16 protein-coding genes are annotated in these 21,321 nt (G+C 69.9%); 6 read left to right on the top strand and 10 right to left on the bottom strand.

All coding sequences use genetic code 11. The features are described 5' to 3' along the window. Positions 1-144 precede the first annotated feature (144 nt). Positions 145-4,320, top strand: a complete 4,176-nt coding sequence (locus tag ACIPTO_RS21635) for a beta-galactosidase (RefSeq protein ID WP_401194592.1) — start codon at positions 145-147, stop codon at positions 4,318-4,320. Between the two features lie 40 nt (positions 4,321-4,360). Here ACIPTO_RS21635 and ACIPTO_RS21630 read toward each other — a convergent pair whose 3' ends face one another. Beyond that, positions 4,361-7,381, bottom strand: a complete 3,021-nt coding sequence (locus ACIPTO_RS21630) for a glycosyl hydrolase (protein ID WP_401194590.1) — start codon at positions 7,379-7,381, stop codon at positions 4,361-4,363. Positions 7,382-7,672: 291 nt separating this feature from the next. After that, positions 7,673-8,590 carry an NADP-dependent oxidoreductase gene (locus tag ACIPTO_RS21625; protein WP_401194588.1) on the bottom strand — a complete coding sequence of 306 codons (918 nt, stop codon included), beginning with the start codon at positions 8,588-8,590 and terminating at the stop codon, positions 7,673-7,675. Between the two features lie 451 nt (positions 8,591-9,041). Here ACIPTO_RS21625 and ACIPTO_RS21620 point away from each other — a divergent pair, with 451 nt between their 5' ends. Beyond that, positions 9,042-9,671, top strand: coding sequence for a DUF1345 domain-containing protein (locus tag ACIPTO_RS21620; RefSeq protein WP_401194586.1), 630 nt, complete (start codon positions 9,042-9,044; stop codon positions 9,669-9,671). A gap of 92 nt (positions 9,672-9,763) precedes the next feature. After that, on the top strand, positions 9,764-10,237 hold the full coding sequence (locus ACIPTO_RS21615; protein ID WP_366315205.1) for a GreA/GreB family elongation factor: 474 nt from the start codon (positions 9,764-9,766) through the stop codon (positions 10,235-10,237). Between the two features lie 90 nt (positions 10,238-10,327). On the opposite strand, the gene ACIPTO_RS21610 is transcribed toward ACIPTO_RS21615, so the two are convergent. Next, positions 10,328-12,685, bottom strand: a complete 2,358-nt coding sequence (locus ACIPTO_RS21610; RefSeq protein ID WP_401194583.1) for an alpha-L-fucosidase — start codon at positions 12,683-12,685, stop codon at positions 10,328-10,330. A gap of 291 nt (positions 12,686-12,976) precedes the next feature. Here ACIPTO_RS21610 and ACIPTO_RS21605 point away from each other — a divergent pair, with 291 nt between their 5' ends. Next, positions 12,977-14,113: a Gfo/Idh/MocA family protein gene (locus ACIPTO_RS21605; RefSeq protein WP_401194581.1), complete on the top strand. Its 1,137-nt coding sequence runs from the start codon at positions 12,977-12,979 to the stop codon at positions 14,111-14,113. A 398-nt stretch (positions 14,114-14,511) separates the two neighbouring features. Here the strand turns inward: ACIPTO_RS21605 and ACIPTO_RS21600 are convergent, their stop codons facing one another. The 4 genes from ACIPTO_RS21600 to ACIPTO_RS21585 all read right to left on the bottom strand — a co-directional run bounded on the left by ACIPTO_RS21600 (position 14,512) and on the right by ACIPTO_RS21585 (position 16,576). Beyond that, the gene (locus ACIPTO_RS21600; protein ID WP_366315199.1) at positions 14,512-14,700 is read right to left on the bottom strand and encodes a hypothetical protein; all 189 of its coding nucleotides are present in this window, start codon (positions 14,698-14,700) and stop codon (positions 14,512-14,514) included. 483 nt (positions 14,701-15,183) lie between these two features. Then, positions 15,184-15,612 carry a DUF3618 domain-containing protein gene (locus tag ACIPTO_RS21595; RefSeq protein WP_366315197.1) on the bottom strand — a complete coding sequence of 143 codons (429 nt, stop codon included), beginning with the start codon at positions 15,610-15,612 and terminating at the stop codon, positions 15,184-15,186. Continuing rightward, positions 15,609-16,046 (bottom strand): phage holin family protein, encoded by a 438-nt coding sequence (locus tag ACIPTO_RS21590; protein WP_401194579.1) that lies wholly within the window; start codon positions 16,044-16,046, stop codon positions 15,609-15,611. Before ACIPTO_RS21590 ends, ACIPTO_RS21595 begins: the two co-directional genes overlap by 4 nt. Before the next feature lie 251 nt (positions 16,047-16,297). Then, complete coding sequence (locus ACIPTO_RS21585; protein WP_366315193.1) at positions 16,298-16,576, bottom strand: GlsB/YeaQ/YmgE family stress response membrane protein; 279 nt, start codon at positions 16,574-16,576, stop codon at positions 16,298-16,300. A gap of 549 nt (positions 16,577-17,125) precedes the next feature. Here ACIPTO_RS21585 and ACIPTO_RS21580 point away from each other — a divergent pair. Continuing rightward, positions 17,126-18,316 (top strand): MFS transporter, encoded by a 1,191-nt coding sequence (locus ACIPTO_RS21580; RefSeq protein ID WP_401194576.1) that lies wholly within the window; start codon positions 17,126-17,128, stop codon positions 18,314-18,316. A 56-nt stretch (positions 18,317-18,372) separates the two neighbouring features. Further along, complete coding sequence (locus ACIPTO_RS21575) at positions 18,373-18,966, top strand: TetR/AcrR family transcriptional regulator (RefSeq protein WP_401194574.1); 594 nt, start codon at positions 18,373-18,375, stop codon at positions 18,964-18,966. A 61-nt stretch (positions 18,967-19,027) separates the two neighbouring features. Here ACIPTO_RS21575 and ACIPTO_RS21570 read toward each other — a convergent pair whose 3' ends face one another. The 3 genes from ACIPTO_RS21570 to ACIPTO_RS21560 all read right to left on the bottom strand — a co-directional run bounded on the left by ACIPTO_RS21570 (position 19,028) and on the right by ACIPTO_RS21560 (position 21,320). Beyond that, the gene (locus tag ACIPTO_RS21570; protein ID WP_401194571.1) at positions 19,028-19,711 is read right to left on the bottom strand and encodes a SecDF P1 head subdomain-containing protein; all 684 of its coding nucleotides are present in this window, start codon (positions 19,709-19,711) and stop codon (positions 19,028-19,030) included. Continuing rightward, on the bottom strand, positions 19,708-20,259 hold the full coding sequence (locus ACIPTO_RS21565; protein WP_401194569.1) for a SigE family RNA polymerase sigma factor: 552 nt from the start codon (positions 20,257-20,259) through the stop codon (positions 19,708-19,710). The genes ACIPTO_RS21570 and ACIPTO_RS21565 overlap by 4 nt, the downstream gene beginning before the upstream one ends. A gap of 266 nt (positions 20,260-20,525) precedes the next feature. Further along, positions 20,526-21,320, bottom strand: a complete 795-nt coding sequence (locus tag ACIPTO_RS21560; protein WP_401194567.1) for an FkbM family methyltransferase — start codon at positions 21,318-21,320, stop codon at positions 20,526-20,528. Between the last annotated feature and the right edge of the window lies 1 nt (position 21,321).

Below are 21,321 nucleotides of genomic sequence, written 5' to 3'. Positions count from 1 at the left end.
GATGGCCGGTTCTCGACGTGAAGCCGGGAACCGGGCCTTCGACTGTGTGCTTCCGACCCATTGTGGTTGGCCCCGCACCCCCCTACTGTTCGGGTTTGCCTGAGTCTGTTTGATGCTGTTCGCCCAGTCGGTCTGGAGGCCGCAGTGCGGGGTAGTCGGATCGGTTCAGAGGGTGCGAGACCCGGACGTTCGCGATGGTGGAGGGCGGTCCTCGCGACAGCCGCGGCCATCGCCCTGGCGGCGGGCACCATCACGCCCGCCGCGGCGGCACGGGACGTCGGCGAGCCGCAGCAGGCCGCTCCCGCCGCCGCTCCGCAGCCGCACACGGTGACTCTCGACGGCTACTCGTTCCTCGTCGACGGCAGACGCACCTACCTGTGGTCCGGCGAGTTCCACTACTTCCGGCTCCCGAGCCAGGACCTGTGGCGCGACATCTTCCAGAAGATGAAGGCCGCCGGCTTCAACTCGACCTCCCTGTACTTCGACTGGGGCTACCACTCGCCGAAGCCGGGTGTGTACGACTTCACCGGGGTCCGGGACGTCGACACACTCCTCGACATGGCCGAGGAGGCCGGCCTCTACGTCATCGCCCGACCGGCGCCGTACATCAACGCCGAGGTCGACAGCGGCGGCCTGCCGGGCTGGCTGACCACCAAGGCGGAGGACAACCGCAGCGACGACCCCCGGTTCCTGAAGTACGCGGACGAGTGGCTGACCCGGATCGACCGGATCATCGCCCGCCACCAACTGACCAACGGAACAGGGTCGGTCATCGCCTACCAGGTCGAGAACGAGTTTTACGACGGCTCGGCCGCCGCCCGCTCCTACATGCAGCACCTGGAGGACAAGGCCCGCGCCGACGGCATCACGGTCCCGCTGACCGGCAACAACAACGGCACCTTCAACTCCGGCACGGGCGCCCTGGACGTCGACGGCCCGGACTCCTACCCGCAGGGCTTCGACTGCTCGAACCCCTCGAAGTGGAACGGCGTCCCCGACATCAGCTACGACCACCCGGCCGGCAAGCCGCTGTACTCACCGGAGTTCCAGGGCGGCGCCTTCGACCCCTGGGGCGGACCCGGCTACGACAAGTGCGCCCAGCTCATCAACGACCGGTTCGCCAACGTCTTCTACAAGCAGAACATCGCCGTCGGCGCCACCGCGCAGAGCTTCTACATGACCTACGGCGGCACCAACTGGGGCTGGCTCGGCATGCCCGAGAACTACACGTCGTACGACTACGGGGCCGCCATCCGCGAGACCCGCCAGCTCGACCCGAAGTACGACGAGGACAAACTCATCGGCTACTTCACGCAGTCGGTCGCCCCGCTGACCAAAACCGAGGCGATCAGGGCCGTCCCGCCCGACGACTCCGCGGTCGTCGACACGGCCCGGATGAACCCCGACACCAGGACCCAGTTCCACGTCCTGCGGCACGGCAACTCCACGTCCACGGCCGTCGACAGGACGCACATCTCCCTGGACTTCAACGCCCAGCCGTCCGCCGACACCACCTACACCTGGGACGACCCCGACTCCGCGCTGCAGTACGCCGGTTCGTGGTCGCACGTGGCCGACACGAGCTACACCGGCGGCGACTACAAACACACCGAGTCGTTCTCGAACAAGGCCGGAGACTCGCTCACCGTCCCCTTCGACGGCACCGCGATCCGCTGGATCGGCTCGAAGACCGACAACCACGGCTACGCCGACGTCTACCTCGACGGCACCAAGGCCGCCACGGTGGACGACTCCGGCAGCGAGAGCCAGGCCGTGCTCTTCCAGAAGACCGGCCTGACACCGGGCGCCCACACGCTGAAGATCGTCGTCACCGGGAACCACTCCTCGGGATCGACCGACAACTACGTGGCCGTCGACGCCATCGACGTGCCGACGGCCGGGTCCGGCGCCGAGCCGACCTACCCGGTCGTGCCGCAGCAGCCCGGCACCGCGATCACCCTCGACGGCCGCGACTCCCATGTGATCGTGGCCAACTACCGCCTCGGACAAGCCCAGTTGCAGTACTCGACCTCCGAGATCATGACCAGCGCGACCATCGGGAACCGGGACATCGCGGTGCTCTACGGCGACCAGGGCAGCGACGGCGAGACCGTCCTGCGCTACGGCTCCGAGCCCACCGTGACCGCCGACGGCGGTACGGTCAGCACCAGTTGGGACCCGGCCACCGGAGACCTGCGGCTCGACTACGCGCACCAGGGCCTGATCCGGGTCACCGTCAGCGAAGCCGGACAGCGCCCGCTCCTGCTGCTCGTCGGCGACAAGGCCACGGCGAAGACCTTCTGGCGGCAGGACACCGCGAGCGGCCCGGTGCTCGTGCGCGGCACCCACCTGCTGCGGACGGCGACCAGCCTGCACGGCGGCCGCACCGTGGCACTCACCGGCGACAACGCCGACGACAAGAACATCGAGGTGTTCACCTCCGCCGCCCAAGTCACCTGGAACGGCAAGGCGTTGGGCGGCCAAGCCACCGGTGGGGCGAGTCGTACCGGAAAGATCGCGGTGGCCGCCCCCGTGCACCTCCCGGCGCTCACCGACTGGAAGCACGCCGAGGAGTCCTCCGAAGCGGCCCCCGGTTTCGACGACACGACCTGGCAGGTGGCCGACAAGGCGACCACCAACAGCGTCTCCGGCGTCAACTCGCTGCCGGTGCTCTACGCGGACGACTACGGCTTCCACACCGGCAACACGTGGTACCGAGGCCGATTCCGCGCCACCGGCAAGGAGACCGGTGTCCACCTGGTCTCGGACTCCGGCGGAGGCGCGCAGGCGTTCTCCGCCTGGCTGAACGGCACCTTCCTGGGCAGCTCCACCACCGGCAGCGGCGACCTCACCTTCCCGGCGGGCTCCGTGAAGTCCAGCGGCGACAACGTCCTGTCCGTGCTCACCGTCAACATGGGGCACGAGGAGGACTACAACTCCAGCAACGGCAACAAGACCGCGCGCGGCCTGACCAGCGCCTCCCTCACCGGCGCGCCGCTGACGTCCGTCACCTGGCGCCTCCAGGGCGTACGCGGCGGCGAGGACCTCCAGGACCCGGTCCGCGGCCCCCTCTCGACGGGCGGTCTCTACGGCGAACGGGCCGGCTGGTCCCTGCCGGGCTACCCGGACGGCGACTGGAACCGCGTGACGCTCCCGACCACCGACACGACACCCGGGGTCTCCTGGTACCGCACCGACGCCCGACTGGACCTGCCGCACGGCCAGGACACCTCGCTCGGCCTGACGTTCACCGACGACCCGGCCCGCAGGTACCGCGCCACGATCTTCGTGAACGGCTGGCAGGTCGGCAACTACGTCAACTACCTGGGCCCGCAGCACACGTTCCCGGTCCCGAACGGCATCCTGAACCCGAACGGCCACAACAGCATCGCGATAGCCGTATGGAACCTGGACGGCAGCACCGGCGGCCTCGGCAAGGTCTCCCTGACCGACTACGGAAGTTACGCCTCCTCCCTGCGCGTCAGGCAGAACGACAGCCCCCGCTACGACGCCCGGACCTACGCGATGCCGAAGCGCCCGGGAGCGGACGTCACCCTGGACGTGCCGGACACCGCCCAGCCGGGACAGGCCTTCACCGCGCGGGCGACCGTGCTGGTGCCGAAAGACCGGCCGTCCGCTTCGGGACTGACGGCGTCTCTCGCCGCGCCCGAGGGCTGGAGCGTGAGTTCCCCGAGCCCCGCGTCGGTCGACCGCCTGCGCCCCGGCGCCTCGGCCACCTTCACCTGGACGGTCAGGCCGCCGACCGGAACGCTGCCGTCCGCCTCCGCGCTCACCGCCACGGTGCGCTACCGGCAGAGCGGACGCCAGACCGCCGGTGATGACGAGCGCATCGTCGGCGGGATACCGCCCGCCCCACCGGCCGGCAGCAGCGAGGTGAGCGACCTGTCCTTCCTGTCGTCCACCAACGGGTGGGGCCCGGTGGAACGGGACACCAGCGTCGGCGAACAGGCGGCCGGTGACGGCCGCCCGATCACCATCGATGGCGTCGGCCACGCCAAGGGCCTGGGCACCAACTCCGTCAGCGACGTCCAGCTCTACCTCGCCGGACGGTGCTCCCGGCTGACCGCGGACGTCGGCGTCGACGACGAGACGAACGGGGCGGGCTCGGTGACGTTCTCCGTGATCGCCGACGGCAGGACCCTGATCACCACGCCGACCATCCGCGGCCGGCAGGCCGCGGTGCCGATCGACGTCGACGTCAGCGGCGCCCAGGTGATCGACCTCAGGGTCGGCGACGCGGGCGACGGCAACGGCAACGACCACGGCGACTGGGGGACGCCGACACTGACGTGCGCCTGACCGGGCCGCTGCCGGGTCGCCGGAGCGCGGCCTGCCTGGATCACCCCACCTTCCGCTGTGCGTACGGCGTGAGCTGGACCGGTCCGACCAGGCCGTACGACTGGCGCGCGGAGGTCCCGAACACCGCCGGGTTGCTGATCCGCAGCCGGTTGAACAGCGGAGTGGCCACCTCGACCTCGATGGTGTTCGTGCCCGGGCGGAGATGGCCGCCGAGGTCCACCACCGGGTTGAGCCGGTCCACCGGGTCGAGCCGTGTTCCGTTGACGGTGACCCGGCACGTGTCGCTGACGCTGCCCAGGCGGAGCAGGGCCCCCGTGTCCGAGGTCCACGTCTTCGGCAGGGTGACCGTCGACCGGTAGCGGCCGATGCCGCCCACGTCGGCGAGTTCGGGGATCTGCGACCACGGCAGCAGGGCATCGAGGACGAGGCTGTGCGGGACGACCGTGGTGGTGGTCGCGGTGCCGCCCGGCTGCCAGTCGTCGACCGAGAGCGTCCACCGGTCGAGGGGTATCGCCGCCGGCACCTCGGGGATCTTCGTGGTCACCTTCCGGCCCGTCGACAGGGTGGTCGTGCGGACACCGGCCGTGAAGGCTCGTACGGCGAGTGACCCGTCCGCGAAGAGCACGGAGTCCGCGTCGGTGGCCACCGCGTGCGGACGGCTCCCGCAGCGGTCCCCGAACAGCCCCGGGGCGCCCAGCGCGACGACGAGGGTCTCGCCCGGCTGGAGCGTCACCCGGAAGGTGAACGCGTCGCCGTCCTGGGTGTACTGGGCGAGCCGGGTGACCCGCCCGCTCCAGGGGTCCAGCAGGTAGGGGACGGCACGTGACCCCTTGCGGCGGGTCGCGCGCAGCGTGACGTCGTGGTCGATGAGGGCCACGGCGGGCTTGACGGTCTCGGCGTGCTTGCCGTTGCACAGGTAGTAGAAGTCGGCGTCGTCGGTGACCCGGTGGGCGTTCTGCAGGGTCGACGACACCGAGTAGACGGCGTCGGAGGTCACGCCGAGTTCCGCGAACGCGGCGCCGACCAGGGTCTTGTCGGTGATCCGACGCACGTTCGGAAGGGCGAGCAACTGGGCTGTCAGGGAACGGAGTTCGTCCTGCTCGCCGGCATCGGGGAGGCCCGGGGTGAGGGCCTGGTCGAAGTCGCCGAGGAGCACGGTGGGCAGGCCCGCCCGCGCGAACTTCAGCAGTCTGCGGGCGTCGGCGACGGCGAGCGTGGGGTTGGAGCCGTAGAAGAAGTCGCCTTCGAGGAACAGGGCCTTGTAGGCGGGCCCGTCGGGTGCGAGGCGTCTGCCGGAGACCTTGGCGGTGGGCAGGTCGAGCAGTGGGCCGCTCAGGAACTGGTGGGTCCAGCCGAGCGGGACGCCCGTCGAGGTCAGCCAGGACGCCCCGATGCCGGTGGCCGTGTAGCCGGTCTGCCGGAAGACGGCGATGTCCGCGCGGGCGGTGCCCGACTGGAGCACCTCGTGGACACGGCCGAGATAGCCGGTGATGTCGGGCACATGGCGCCAGGTCGGCTGCCTCGGTCCCCACGACTCCCCGTATCCCGGGGCCCCGCCGTACGGGCTGAACGCGGCGAATCCGGGCCAGCTGACCCCCGGCACGGTGGCGTAGGAGAAGCCGTGGATCACGGTCTGGTTGACGCCCGCCGCGTACGCGCCGCCCATGGTGCGCAGGAACTTGTCCCAGGTGGTGTTGTAGGCGCCGCCCGCGTACGCGCCCGCCTCGCAGGACAGGATGCGGTGACCGGCCATGTCACGGCCGCCGGCCAGACAGCGGTAGTCGTCGAGGTTCTTGAAGCCGAGCGACTCGCCCTCGGGGACGTCGAGCACGGCCGCCGACGCGATGGCGTCGGTCTGGAGACCGTAGGGCTGGGAACGCATCTTCATGCCGTGTCCGTGCGCCCAGGACGCAAGCGCCCCGAGGTGGTGCTTGTTGAACAGGCCGGAGACGGTCTCCCAGAAGTCGTGCCTGACCTCCTGGGTGAGCCGTGCCTCGAAGGCGAAGATCTGGTTGCCGTTGTCGAGGACGACGGCCGGCAGATACGGCAGCAGATCGCGTCCGGTGTGCTCGCGGAACGCCGCGGGCAGGCCCGGCGTCCACTGCAGCCCCTTGGTCTCCAGCTCGACGGAGTCCTCGAAGAAGGTGCCGCCCGCCGATCTCAGGAGTTGCCGGAGCGTCGAGTCCAGGATCGTGGAGTCCCAGTAGCGGGTGACGGCGGCGGTGCCCGCCGCACTGAAGTGGTCGACGACATACGCGGCGGGGGAGGAGTGCGGCCCCGCCTCCGGCTGCTGGCCCGAACCCCGTTGCCAGTACGACAGGATCACCCAGGTCGCCGCGTCGGGCGGCGTCCAGCTCAGATTGCCGCCCGACACCCGGTCGGTGAGGTCGGTGACGCTCTCGAAGTCGAGCCCCGTCGCCTTGCCGCTGGAGTAGGCGGTGTTGACGCGGGCGGCCTGCACGGCGAAGAGCTTCTGCCGTGTGACACCCGAGGCGGCCGCGTACACGGAGGGCGGCACCGGACCGTCGTAGGCCGCGCCGCCGGTCAACGTGGCCTTGCCGTAGGCGAGTTCCTTCACCGCGGCGTCGTCGTCGGGAGTCACACCGGGCACCGCGACGGGCCAACTCGGGCCGAGGGTGAGGTCGATGGTCAGTCCGCGACGGGCGGCCTGGCGCAGCGCGGCCGTCACACCGGCGCGCCAGGCCGGGCTGCCCCATCCGTGGCGGGCGGTGTCCAGCACGGAGGTGTCGGTGATGCTGTGGTGCACCGCCGCGATCTCGGCGCCGCCGAATCCCGCGTCGGCCATCTGGTCGACCTCCCGCGCGATCTCCACCGGGTCGACCAGCCCGTCCGGCCACCACCAACGGAACCTGGGCCGGACCGACGTGGTCGGCCGGGCGAACCAACTCGCCGTGGGCGCCGCCGCGGTGGAGCGGGTCGTCCCGGAGGATGCGGCGGCGCTGGCCGTCGGACCGAGCGCCGCGAGGACACCGGTCGTCAGCGCGGCCGCCATGACGGACCGGCGCGTCGCACCGCCATGCTGCGGGTGGGTTTCGTGCATGGTTCAGCCCCAACTTGTCACGGGTGAGCAGGAATTGAATCGTTTCATTCACTGCGAATGCGGGAACCGTAAATCGCCCTCTGGAGTGGGGTCAAGAGGAATGACAACGATTCAGGGTTGGGGAAGGTGGGGTGTGTGTCCGGTCCGGGTCCGTGAGGCGCGGCGCTGGCGAACACACTGCGGCGACTGCGGAACGCGTGTGTCCGTACCGCCACCGCCGATCTCGACGCGGCCCGCCACCCCTTCTGGAATGAGGCGGCGGGCGCTTCCGATCACCGGTGCGGCCGTCCCTCACGGACGAACGCGGATGATCGTCTTGCCCTTGCGCCGCCCGGTCGGATGGAGCGCGGCGACGGCGTCGTCGAGGGGCGAGACCGCGTCGATGTTCGTCCGCAGCCGTCCGTCCCGCACCCGCTGCACGATCTCATTCAAGTCGGCACGGTCGGCCTCGACGACGAAGTCCACCGCCAGGCCGGCGGCGGGCGGAGTCTCGACCGGGCCGACGACGGACACCAGCGTTCCTCCGGCCCTGACCAGGGCGGCGGACCGTTTCTGGATGTCGCCACCGATGACGTCGAAGACCAGGTCGACGCTGCCGACGTCTTCCAGCGTGTCGTTCTCCAGGTCGACGAACTCGTGCGCGCCGAAGCCGAGGGCCTTCTCGCGGTCGGCGGCGCGTCCGGTGCCGACGACATGGGCGCCGGCCTCGCGGGCGAGCTGGGTCACCATCGTCCCGACCGCCCCGGCCGCGCCATGGGCGAGCACGGTCCGGCCGGCCTGGAGGCGGCCGTGCCGGAACAGCCCCTGCCACGCGGTCAGACCCGAGATGGGCAGGGACGCGCCGGTCGTGAAGTCGACGTCACCGGGCAGCGGTGCGAGGTTGCGTGCTTCGATCGCCACGTACTCCGCCAGGGTGCCGTCACGGTGCCAGTCGGCGAGGCCGACCACCCGCTGCCCGACCGACAGTCCCGTCGTCCCGTAGCCGAGAGCGGTGACCACTCCGGCCAGCTCGTGGCCGGGGATCGACGGGTTCCTGTCGCGGCCCGCGCGATCGGTCCAGGTCGACGGCCACTCCATCTCGGTCGGGACGAATCCCGACGCGTGGACGCGCACGACGACATCGTTGATGGCTGCCTGCGGCTCGGGACGCTCGACCAGCGTCATCCCGGCTGTTCCCGCAGTCCGGTCTGTCACCACGATCGCTTTCATGGGAATCGCTTCCTCGATCATCTGTCTCGGGGGTGGACGACGTTCAGGGGCGGAAAAACCTGTTCGGTCAGGTAGCGCCTCGGCGGCGCTCGTTGGCCGCGGCCGACGATTCGGCCGGCGATGCGGACGGCGCCGACAGGACTGGAGCCCGCTCGTCGTGTCTTCGACCCTAGAAGCGAAGCAGCCCAGGAGCGTGGTCCATTTCCAAGGCCAGAACGTGGGCCATTCGGAGATCTCCTCCGGTCACTGGACCGAAGTCGACGTAACCGTCCCGGCCGCAGGTCTCCCGGTCCACAGAGCCGCAGGGCCGAGCGCGTGCTGCGTGGGCGAGTGAACCTCGTCGACCGTTCCGGGGCATCGGAGGAACGAGGCGATGCCCGGATCCACCGGTGGGGTACGTAGTCCGCGTTCCTGTCGGGTCGACGCGAGAACGGGATTGCGGTGGTAGTGCATGAGGACCTGGTTGCCCCTGGACGCCGTGCCACGGCTGGCCATCGCGCTGGCCCTCGGAGGCGTGGTCGGCGCGGCGGTCGGACCGCCGACGGACGCGGCACTGGGTGTGCTGGCCGGAATCGCCGCGATGGAACTGTTCTTCGTGGTGGCGGGCTGGGCGGTGCTGTGGCCGATGAACGCCTCGGCCACCCACCGCAATGCCCGACGCGAGGACTTCCGGCCCGGCACCGAGGAAGTCGCGGTGGTCCTGGTGGCTCTGTGCGGACTGGTCGCCATCGTGCTGCTCCTCCTGCACGGCGGCGAGTCCGACACCGGCCATGCCGCGACCGCCCTGTGCGGGGTCTTCACGGCCTGGGCCGCGCTGCACCTGATGTACGCCACCCGGTACGCCTACGTGTACTACGCGTCCGGTGGCGGCATCGACTTCAATGCGGACGATCCGCCGGCGTACCGGGATTTCTTCTACTTCAGCTACAACCTCGGAATGACGTACCAGGTGTCCGACACGGATGTCTCGAGTTCCACGATCCGTTCGATCGTGCTGCGGCACTCGCTGATGTCCTACGTCTTCGGTACGAGCATTCTCGCCACGGCCATCAACCTCGTGGTGGGAATCGTGAGCGGCTGACGGTACCCGGCGGCACGCGGCCGACAAAAGGCTAATATGGCCTGAAGTGTTTGTTTTGTGCTTCCGTCTTCCTGCGTCCCCGAGGAGCAGGCATGCCAAGCGAACCAGCGCCCATCAGCGATGCTGCCCGACAGGCCCTCCAGCAAGAGCTCGCCGACCTCCACACGGAACGCGGGACGGTCGCGGCGACACTGCGGGACTCCGACTCGGTGGTCGGCGACAGAGCCGACGAAGCCGACGAGTTGCAGCGTGCCGACGAGCTCAGGCGCCTCGACGACCGGATCTCGGAGGTCACCACGCGGCTGCGTGAGGCGGCTGCGGCAGGCCCGCCGTCCACCGGCGTTGTCGGTGTGGGCAGTACCGTCACCGTGCGGTTTTCCGATGGCGCGGTGGAGACGATCGACATCGGTGAGACAGCCGCGGCGAGCGACCGGACGCTGGTCACGGCCGACAGTCCCCTTGGGCGCGCCCTTCTCGGCCACGCTGCCGGGGACACGGTCAGCTACGACGCCCCCGAGGGCCGGGCGGCAGCGGCGGTGGTGTCCGTGGGCGAGCCCACCAGCTGACACCGGCGAGATCGATGAGCGGCCGGTGTCGCGAACGGCAGGCGGCGTGCCGTCGCGACGACCGGTGGTGCTCAGGGTTTCCGTCCTGTCTCAGGCGCGCCAGTGCACCTTGAACACCCACGCATGCCGCCCCGCCTTGCGTGCGGCTTCGGGGACGTCGATCACCAGCGCTCCGTTGCTGACGGTCCAGGTCAGGGGGCGGCCGTGACCGAGCATCGTCACCTTGTCGCCGCCGCGGACGGGGATCGGCGCCTCGACGGTGAGTTTCGATCCCGGCTCGGTCAGGGAGTGGATGTAGAAGGCCTCGTCCGGGCGGACGGTGAAGCGTAGGTCTTCGCCCAGTTCGGCCATCCGGGACCAGTACGTGGTGCAGTAGATCGCCTCTCCGTTGGTGCGCAGCCAGTGGCCCGTCTCGCGGAGCCGTGTCTGCATGATCTCGGGGATCGTGCCGTCGGCGCGGGGGCCGATGTCGAGAAGGAAGTTGCCGTTCTTCGACACGATGTCGACGAGGTTGTGCACGACCTCCTCCGCCGTCATGTAGCCGTCGTCGGGGGTCGCCCGGTTGTAGCCGTAGCTGAACGGGTCGAGGCCGCGGCTGGACTCCCACTTGGCGACGACGGTGTTGTCGTACGTCGTGTACTCGGGCGTGGTGAAGTCGTGGAAGCCGATCCCGGAACGGTCGTTGACGGTCACGTCGACCGGGCGGCGGCGGTTCTTGGCGTGGTTGAAGTACTCCGCCAGCACATGGAGGCTGTCGTTGGCGCCGCCGATGTCGCACCAGATGAGTTCGGGGTCGTAGCCGTGGATCAGTTCCAGCATCTGCGCTGCCTGATACTCCGTCACATAGTCCTTGCCCGCGGTGTATCCGGTGTACGGCACCGGATCGAGGGTGTACGGATTGCGCGGGGCGTGGCCCATCCACGGGTTGTCCGGGTTGAACCACTCGGGCATCGAGAAGTAGAGCCCGCGGTGGAGTTCGGGAGTGTGGCGGCGTGACGCCTCGAAGAGTTCTCTGACGAGGTCCCGCTTGGGGCCCATCTTCACGGCGTTGCGGTCGGAGACCTTGGTGTCCCACAGCGCGAAGCCCTCATGGTGCTTCGAGGTGAGCACGTGGTACTCGGCGCCCGCGTCCCGGAACAGTTCCACCCAGGCCCGCGGATCGAACTTCTCGGCGGTGAAACGCGGGATGAAGTCGTCGTACGCGAAGTCCTCGCCGTAGGTGTCCCGGTGGTAGGCGTACGTCGGGTTGTTCGGGTCCTGCATCTGATCCCAGTACCACTCGGCGTACTGCTTGCCGACCGGTGCCCAGGCGGGCACCGAGTAGACGCCCCAGTGGATGAAGATGCCGAACTTGGCCTCCTGGAACCAGTACGGAGCCTGATGGCCGTCCAAGGAGGCCTCGGTGGGCTGGTAGTCGGCGACGCCGAGGGTCAACCGGCCTGTGCGCGAAGTGACTTGGGTGCCCCGGCCGGTGACGGTCACCGAGCCGTCCTGGGCCGTGCCCGGCACGGTGCCGGCACGGTTGCGGATGCCCACCCGGACACGGGCCTGCTCGCCGGGGTCCAGGCGGCGGATCCGGGAGGCCTCGACGGTGCGTGCCCCCGCAGCTTCCACGCGTACCGTCACGTTGTCCGCGGCCAGGACGGCGACGGTCCCCGCGTTGACGACGGTGGCCTCGATGCTCTGGGCGCCGGACGCCTCCAGCAGCGAGTTCGTCGACCGGGTCTGGCGCAGGGCCAACGCGCGTCCCTGGGCGGCGGGTTGCAGGGACAGCGCGAACACATGGAGCGACGCCTTGCCGGCCTGCGCCGGGTTGGTCACCGGCAGGGTGATCGCCACGGCGTCGCGCTGTGGGTCGATCCACAGTTCGGATGTGCCGATGCCTACGGGGTGTTGGTCCTTGCTGCCGTCCGGACCGTAGCGGTAGGGCGCCGACAGGGATCCGCCCGTGGCGTACCAGTCGGACCCGCCGAGGCCGGCGGTCGTGGTCGAGTCGTCCGCGTAGTGGACGGTGGCCTTGCCGGAGGCGTTGCCGTAGCTGCCAGAGGTGAGGAAGACGGCCGACAGGTAGCGGCCCGTGGGCAGTTCGACGCGTTGGCCGAGTGCGACGACGTTGTTCTTCGCGCCGGCGCCCGAGGCCGGGAAGACGAAGGTCGTGCCGTCGACCTCGACACGGCCGGCGGGAAGTTCCTCGCCCGGAAAGGTGTAGCCCGAGCCGTCGAAGTCACCGCCGCGTGCGGAGGCGGTGTCGATGCCGTCGTTGTCGTAGAGGGAGTCGAGCAGGACGGGCACGGGGTCGGGGACGGCAGCCCACGGCCCGGTGTGCCCGGTGTGCTCGGTGAGGGGTTCGGTGGCGTGCGCGGCGGTGGTCGCGGAGAGGGGGAGGGCTGCTGCTACGGCGACTCCGGCCGCGGTGCCCAGGACCTGACGTCTCGGATACGTACCCATGAGCGGCTCCAATTCATCGGATGTCTGATGATTGAGGGGAGTTGAAGCGCTGTCAATGGTGCGATCGGAGGGGGAAATCGGGGAAATTCATGGGATGATGGAGCGGGTTGCTTGGCGGGATGAGCCCTTACTGATGGGCTGGAAGCCTCTGCTCCCGCGCTGAGGAGGTGCGAGGGGCGGCGGTTGGGCCCGTTGGGCCGCTCGGGACGCGGAGACCGGGACGACACGTGGTCCTCAGTGCTCCTCAAGACCCTCCGGCCACGGAGGAACGAGCCAACAGGAGGCGGGCGGATGTCCACCACGGATCGACCGGCGAAGTTCGCGATCGTCGGCACGGGCTGGCGATCGGAGTTCTTCCTGCGGGTCGCCGCCGAACTGCCCGGACGGTTCACCGTCACCGGTGTCCATTCGCGGTCGGCCGCGCGGCGCGAGGAGTTGGCGCACCGGTTCGGAACCGTGGCGGTGGACTCCGTGGAAGAGGCGGCCAAGCAGGGCGAGCCCGACTTCGTGATCGTCGCGGTGCCCTGGCCGGCCGCGCCGGAGATCACGCAGCAGATCGTCGAACTCGGTGTCGCCGTCCTTGAGGAGACCCCACCCGCTCCGGACCTCCCCGCGATGCGAGCGCTGTGGTCCCGGGTGGGTGCACGGGACCTGGTGCAGGTGGCGGAACACAACATGTTCATGCCCGCGCACCGAACCCGGCTGCGGATGGTCAGGGAAGGACTGGTCGGCGAGCCCACCAGCGTGCAGGTGACCTCGAACCACCTCTACCACGCGGTGTCGATCATGCGCGGACTGCTCGACGCGGGTCGCGGGCCCACGACCGTGATCGCCCACTCCGTCAGCACGTCCCTGGTCGATCCCATCGCCCTCGGGGGCGCCTTCTCCGACGACCCTGATCCTGTCCCGCGTACGGCGACACTCGCGATCCTCGACTTCGGAGGCGGCCGAACGGGCCTGTACGACTTCACCGAGAACCAGTGGTGGAACCCCCTGAGGCACAGGAGGCTCACCGTGCGGGGAACGGCGGGCGAGATCGTCGACGATCGGGTGGTCTTCCTGGAGGACCCGCGCACGGTCGTGGAGTCTGTCGTGACGCGCCGTCAGACCGGTCTGGACATGAACCTGGAGGGGTTCTTCCTGGACAGCATCGCGGTGAACGGCCGTGCCATGTACCGGAATCCGTACCGCCCCGCTCGCCTGTCCGACGAGGACATCGCGGCGGCGACCGTCGTCGAGCGGATGTCCCTGTGGGTTCGGGGCGAGGGTCCGCCTCCGTACCCGTTGGCGGACGGTCTGCAGGACCACTTGCTGGGCCTGGCGATCGAGGAGTCGGCGCGGCTCGGCCGACCGGTGGTCACCGCCACGGAGCCGTGGGCCGACGCCATGGGCCCCGACTTCGAGGCGGGAGTACCGGGGGAGTCGTGACGTCGTCGAGAGTCGTGAAGTTGGCGGACAGGCTGGGCTCATGACGGTGGATCAGCTGCGGTGCAGATGGCTGTGCGGTTGAGGCGGCACCCGCGGGCCGTGACGGTGAGGCGGTCCCGGCATTTCAACCGGCCTGCCGCGTCCTGCCGTTGGCGATACCTGCCGACCTCACGTCCGGGAGGTCTTGCCGGACTGGGGTCCGCGCGGCCTGCGAGGACAGGCAGGTCCGCATGCGAACACTTCGACGTCAAGGACGTGCACCCCGGAGTTGCCTCGGGCGATCCCCGCGGACACCACTCCGGAGCCGTGCAGCAGACTCTTGCCGCACCAGCAGCAGGCCCAGCCGTCGTACTGCGCGCGGCTCAGTTGTTCGACCGGGGGAGGCTCGGGGGCTTGCGTCATGGCTGGTCCGCGACGGGGGCCAGGTCGTGCGCCGCGCGACAGGAGGTGCAGGCGAAGCGCGCCGCACCGGCCGCGTCCCGCACGAGTCGGGCCGTGGCGCTGTACGCATGGTGCCAGGCGCACCAGGCGATGCCGATGACCGGCGGGACGGTCGGCTGTCTGCCCGGTCCCGTGGGGTGCTGCATGTCCATGGCTCCTTCGTCGCGCGTTCTGAACGAACTTCGCGCGGAAGGCCTCTCTCGGATGCAGCCGGACACTGAATTTTTTTCGTCGGCGGAGTCAGCCGGGCGTGACGCCCGTTCCACCCAAGTCCTCTGGGGCGACCTCTGGGCGGCCGTTCGGACGGGCGGTCCAGTTCAGTGCGATGCGGGCGTACTGGAAACGCTGTGACTGACCGTCCGGTGAGGGACGGGACGCGGCGGGATGGGTCGACCCGGCCAGGTGCCGGTCAGGGGGCTGGGTGGTCGACGCGCCACGGTGGTCGACGGCCGCCGTGGCTCCCGCGAAGATCACTCCTTGCGGGACGGCGGCCGTCGGCTCCTCGCTCCCACCGCGGTCTCGGTCGGCGGCCTCGGGTGTGTCCTGGTAGGGGCCGATCGGCTTCCCCACCTGTCCGAACGGGGCACCGGCCGCCAGACCACCTAAGAGGCTTGCGATCCCGAGCCCTCCTACTTCTTCTTGCGGCGGAGCAGTACGTAGACGGCCAGCAGGGCCGCGCCCGCGGCGAACAGGGGGGTGCGGTTGTTCCGCACGGGCTCAGGAGCCTTGTCCTGCCACACCTGCTCGGCCTGCGACGCCTTGGCCTTCAGCTGTCCTGCGGCCACGACTGCCTTCTCCTTGACCGCGTCGGGCACCTTGTCCTGAAGCACCTCCGACGCCTCGGAGACTTTCGCCTTGGCCTGACCCGTCAGTTCCGCGGTCTTCGCCGTCGTCTGTTCCTTGATCGTGGCGGCCTTCTCCTGCGCGCGAGCCTTGACATCCGCCTTGTCGGCCAAGGCCTGAACGGTCTCGCCCAGCTCGTGCCGGGTCTGCTCGACCTGCTCGCGCAGGTCGTCCGTGTCGGCGGCGACGGGTTCGTCGTCGTGCGGTTGCGTCATCGTTTGACACTCTCCTTGATCTCGGCCAGGTCGGCCTTCACGCTGTCGATGGTCTGCTCAGGGGCCGGAGGGGCCGCTTGGGTGACTTCCTTCTTCCCGGTCAGGGCCAGCACGGCGGCGGCCGATCCGAGAACGGCGGCCACGATCAGGGCGGCGGCCCAGACCGGCAACGGCACGGCCAGACCGGCGATCCCGGCGGCGACCAGTGCCTGTAGGGCCAGGAAGCCGACCAGGCCCGCCCCGCCGAACAGGCCGCCTCCCTTGCCGTAGCGTCGGCCCTTCTCCGTCATCTCGGCCTGCGCCAGCCGCATTTCGCCGCGTATCAGTTCCGTCAGCTGCTGCGAGGCGCGCTGCACCAGCTCACCGACCGGTTCTTCAGGGCTGCCGCGGCTCCCGCGGGTACTGCCGGGTGTGTGCCCGTCTGCCTGGTCCATGACTCGCCTTTCCTCGGGGTGAGAACCGAGTACCCCCGAATCGGCGGACATGACGTCGTGGGGCGGGGCGGGCCGTACGCGCTCGCGCAACGGCGTGCCGTATGGCGTCGATTGGGGGTCTCGCGGCATGGAGACAGCCAGTGCCGTGGGTGGCTGCCTGGGGGATCGAGGCGTGGACATGCTGACGGCTCCCGTCCTGTGAACCAGGGGGAGCCGTTCAGTCAGGTGCTGCGGTGTGAGCCGACGGTCGGTCAGGCGTGACGGTGCGAACGTCGGTTGCCGGTGACCATGCGGTAGAGGATGAGCAGGATCAGGGATCCGACGATCGCGGCGATCCAGGTGGAGAGGTCGAAGAAACCGTCGATGGAGTCGACGCCGAAAATCACCTTGCCGAGCCAGCCGCCGAGCAGACCACCGGCGATGCCGATGAGCATGGTGATGATGACGCCGCCCGGGTCCTTGCCCGGCATCAGCAGCTTGGCGATCGCTCCGGCGAGCAGGCCGATGATGATCCACGCGATGATTCCCATGGTGCGTCTCCGCTTCCGCTGTGTCGAAAAAGGCTGTGTCAGCTCTTCGTGTGCGCCGAACGGGCTCGAACAAACGTCTTCGGTCGGAATTGGCCGTTGCCGCACCGCTGAGCTCCGTCCGGAGGCGGACGCGGACGGGTCGGCCGGTGCCGGGTGCGGGGCGGAAACCTGCTGCTGACGCAGGGTGGAGGCGCCGCCGGGGAGAAGCGCCTCCACGGAGGCCGATGTTCGGGCGAGGCCAGTTGCTGACGGACGGCGGGTGCTGCCTGGACGCGGCTGCTCGCGGAGATGCGGGCGCGTCGCGTCGAACGACGCTCGCCTCGCCTGTTTCGCTCCCCACTTGACCTGAGTAGACCTGTCTGTCTACTCTCTACCCAGATCGGCTAGACAGACAGGTCTACTCAAGCAGGGAACGGAATGGTCATGACGAAACTCTCGGTCGTCCCGGCGCCCATACCGGCGCGCGCGTCGGATGCTGCGCCCGCCGACGCCCGACCCGGGTCCGGGCCCGCCGCCGTATCCGCTCGGAGCCGGCGGCTGCCACCGAACGTGGCGCTGTACGTTCTCGCCTCGATCACCATCTCGTTCCTGGCCGCCTCCAGCGCGCCGACCCCGCTCTACGCGTCCTATCAGGCCGAATGGGGCTTCGACCCGATCACCACGACCGTGGTCTTCGGCGTCTACGCGGTGGCCGTGCTGCTCGGGCTGCTCACCATGGGCAAGCTCTCCGACCATGTCGGCAGGCGGCCGGTGCTGCTGGCCGCGCTGGCGGCGCAGGCTGCCTCGATGGTGGTGTTCGCCACCGCCGACGGCGTGTCGGGGCTGATGGTCGCCCGGATCGTCCAGGGACTGTCGACCGGCGCCGCGCTCGGCGCGATCGGGGCGGGGATGATGGACATCGACCGCCCGCGCGGCACCATCACCAACGCGGTCGTCCCGGGCATCGGCACGGCGACCGGCGCGCTGGTCTCCGGCCTGGTCGTCCAGTTCCTGCCCGCCCCCACGCATCTGGTCTACCTGGGGCTGCTCGCGGTCTTCGTCCTCCAGGCCGTCGCCGTCTCGCTGATGGCGGAGACGGTGACCCGCAAGCCGGGGGCGCTGGCCAGCCTCGCGCCCGAGATCAAGCTGCCGCGCGCCGTGCGCCGCCCGATGCTGGTGGCCGCGCCGGTGCTGTTCGCCGTCTGGGCGCTGGCCGGGCTGTACGGGTCGCTCGGTCCGTCCCTCGTACGGCAGTTGACCGGTTCCAGGTCCGAAGTCCTGGGCGGGCTCAGCCTGTTCGTGCTCGCGGGGGTGGCCGCCGTCTCGGTGCTGGCCCTGCGGAGGGCGGCCACCCGGACGGTCATGTTCACCGGCATCCTCGCGCTGCTCGCCGGGGTGGCCCTCACCCTCGTCTCGATTCGAGACTCCTCGCCCACCGGTTTCTTCGTCGGCACCGCCATCGCGGGCGTCGGCTTCGGCAGCGGGTTCCAGGGCGGTATCCGCACGGTGATGCCGCTGGCCCGGCCGCACGAGAGTTCCGGGGTGCTGTCGCTGCTCTTCGTCGTCTCCTACCTGGGCATGGGGGTGCCCGCCGTGATCGCCGGGTTCCTCGTCGTCCACGCGGGCGGACTGACCGTCACCGCACAGGAGTACGGCGTCGCCGTGATCCTCCTCGCGGCGTTCGCGTTGATCGGGCTGCTGCGTGGTGGCCGTGACGGGGCGATGACCGCGCCGGGCAGGCGCGTGGACGGCAACACCTGAGGAGCGTCCCCGGCCGGGGCATAATGTAGACAGATCTGTCTGAAGGAGTGACCGTCATGCCGAGCGTCCAGAGCACCGCGAAGCCGTCGGCACGTGAGCGCCTGCTCGCCGCAGCGAACGAACTGTTCTACGCCGAGGGCGTGCAGACCGTCGGCATCGACCGGGTCATCGAGCACGCGGGCGTGGCCAAGGCGTCGCTGTACAACACCTTCGGCGGCAAGGAACAGCTCGTCCGGGCATACCTCGACACCCGGCACCAGGGCACCGCCGACCGGATCACCCGGGCCGTCGCCGAGCGCGACACGCCTCGCGACCAGATCCTGGCGGTCTTCGAGTCCCAGGGCCGACAGTTCGACCGGACCGACTTCCACGGCTGCGCCTTCATCCGCGCCGGCGCCGAGGCCAGCCCCGGCGGACTGGTCGAGGAAGCGGCGGACGCCTTCCGCACCTGGATGCGCGAACTGTTCACCGGTCTCGCCACCGAGGCCGGCGCCACCGACCCCGGCACCCTGGGCCACCAGCTCCAGATCCTCTACGACGGCGCCGGCATCTCCGCCCTGATGGATCACGACTCCACCGTGGCCGTGGCCGCCGCCACCCGCGCGGCGGCGAGCGCCCTGATCACCGCGGCGACGGGCGCGTCCGCCTGAGCGTGGTCCCCACCCGGCGTGGACCGAGGCGTACCAAAACCATCGGCGACGATGCCGGTGCCTACTCGCCGGTTCCCAGGCGGAGCGCCAGGTCGTGGGCGGTATCGCTGGTCAGGCCACTGACGATGGCGAAATGGCCGTCGGTGAGGGGTGCGGCGATGAGGGCGATCTCCCGGAGTCTGCCGTCGATGACGACGGCCAGCTCGTTGCGCGGGGCGGTGGCGGTGGCGAGGGTACGGGTGAGGTCGGCGAGGCGGGTCCGGTCGGTGGGGCCGAGGGTCAGGGCGACCTCCCAGCCGATGGCGCTGTTCCGGGCCTGCGCGGAGACGGCCCGGACGCCGGTCATGCCGCCTGCGCGGTCCACGTGGACGCAGGATGCCGGGCTGGTCGCGGTCGCGTTCACGGGGTATCCGTCGCTGCCCGGGACGCAGGCGTTGTCCGTCTTCGAGGTGATCGGCAAGAGGGAGAACCGGGTCGGCCCCTCCGCGTTCCCCGTGCCTCCCGCGGCGGGTCGCAGCGGGTGCGCGCCCAAAGTCGCCCCGTCCGCGACGGCGACCCCCACGGTGGCGATGACGGCGGCGGCGATGACACCGGCCCCGGAGCGGGCCAGCCGCTTCCGTCGCCGGGCGAGCCGCAACGCGTCGTCCGCCAGGCCCGCCAGGAAGGGATCGGCAGTGTCGCTCCCGCCCTCGTGGACATGGGCGTGCAGGGCGTCGTGCAGGGGATGTGCGGTCGGATGGTTCATGCGCCGGTGCTCCTTCCGGAGGCAGGGGAGGAGGAGGTCATGGTCGATGACCCCGTCCCGGCGAAAGCGGCACGCAGGGTGGCCAGGGCCTTGTGGGTCTGACTGCGGACGGTGCCCTGGGCGATGCCCAGGAGATCGGCGATCTCGGCGTCCGGCAGGTCCTCGAAGTAGCGCAGCACGATCACCGCGCGCTGGCGTTTGGGGAGTTGTCGCAGCGCGGTCATGATGTCGTGGCGCTGGGCCACGGTGTCGGCCCAGTCGGCGGCCTGCGCGGGCGGGTCCGGGAGCGTGTCGGTGACCTTCTCCTTGCCCCAGCTGAGCAGCCGGAAGCGGTCCATCTGGGCGTGGTAGATCACCCGGCGGACATAGGTCTCCGGTTGCTGCCTGTCGCGCAGCCGCGACCAGCGCCGGGCCGTGGACGCGAGCGCGGTCTGGAGCAGGTCGCGGGCCTGCTCCCAGTCGCCGGTCAGCAGGTAGGCCGCGTGCAGCAGCGATCTCGACCGTGCGGCCACGAACTCACGGAACTCGCGTTCATCGTCGGCGTTCAATGTGCCCTCCCTTGTCCATCCGTAAAGACGGGTGGGGGAGGGGATTCGACTGCCCTGTCTGCCTGACTTTCTCCGGCAGGGCGTCGGCCGTCAGCGGACATCCGGGGTCGCTCCACACTGTCACGTCACGCCCAACACGCCTTCGGGCAGAGCAAGTTGGGGCTGCTCGGACAGGTCTGCCACAGAACAGCTCGGCCAAGGCGAAGGCTCGCGTCCCGGATCTGGAAACCTGTGCTGTGCCTTGGGCGCGGGGACGCAGTGGCTGGTCAGGGCCTGACCGCGAACACCATGCCGATGTCGCCGGCCCGCTGTACCGAGTCCTGCTCCGCGTGGACTGTCAGGCCGTGCGCGACGAGAACCTCGCAGACCGTGTCGCGGTTCTGCTGCCAGCGCTCCACCTCGACGACCGCCTGGCGGACCAGCGGCCAATGCCGTTCCTCGATACCTCGGAGTACCTCGAGTTCGGCGCCCTCCACGTCGATCTTCAGCAGGTCGATGCGGTCGATGCCCAACTCGTCCAGCACCGAGGACAGGGGCCTGACCTTCACACGGTGCGTCTCCAGCCGTCGTAGCACCCGGAGTCTGCGGCTGATGAGGAGGGTGAGGAGAGGGGCGGGTACGCGGCGCAGTACCGGTCCGAGGCCGCCTTGGCGGATCATCTCGACCACGCTCGCGGTGACCCGGCGGCGCTCGTCCTCGATGTTTCCCTGATCCCGCGAGGACGACGAGAAGATCGTGGCGGCCGGAACGTAGCTGAAGTCGAGTTCGTCGTCACGGGATGCCAGGCCGTAGGGGAGCGCGGTCAGACGGCCGTCGAAGAACTCGCGGGCATTGCGGTCGAGTGTCGAGTGGAGTGCCGGCAGCGGCTCGAAGGCGTAGATCCGCACGTCTCCGTCGAGCCGTTCATAGACGGCGGCCGAGAACACGCCGATGTTGGCGCCCACGTCGAGTACCGTCGCGCCCGGCGCGCACTCGATGCCGTGGGCGAAGTAGCCGTCCACCTCTTCGCGGAGGAACGACGCCTCCCAACGGTTGATGGTGTGCAGTTCCATCGCACTCATG

This window comes from Streptomyces sp. NPDC090083, assembly GCF_044747445.1.
Taxonomy (GTDB): Bacteria; Actinomycetota; Actinomycetes; order Streptomycetales; family Streptomycetaceae; genus Streptomyces.
Note: the sequence above shows the minus strand (reverse complement) of the source record. Positions and strands in the feature narration are given on the sequence as shown.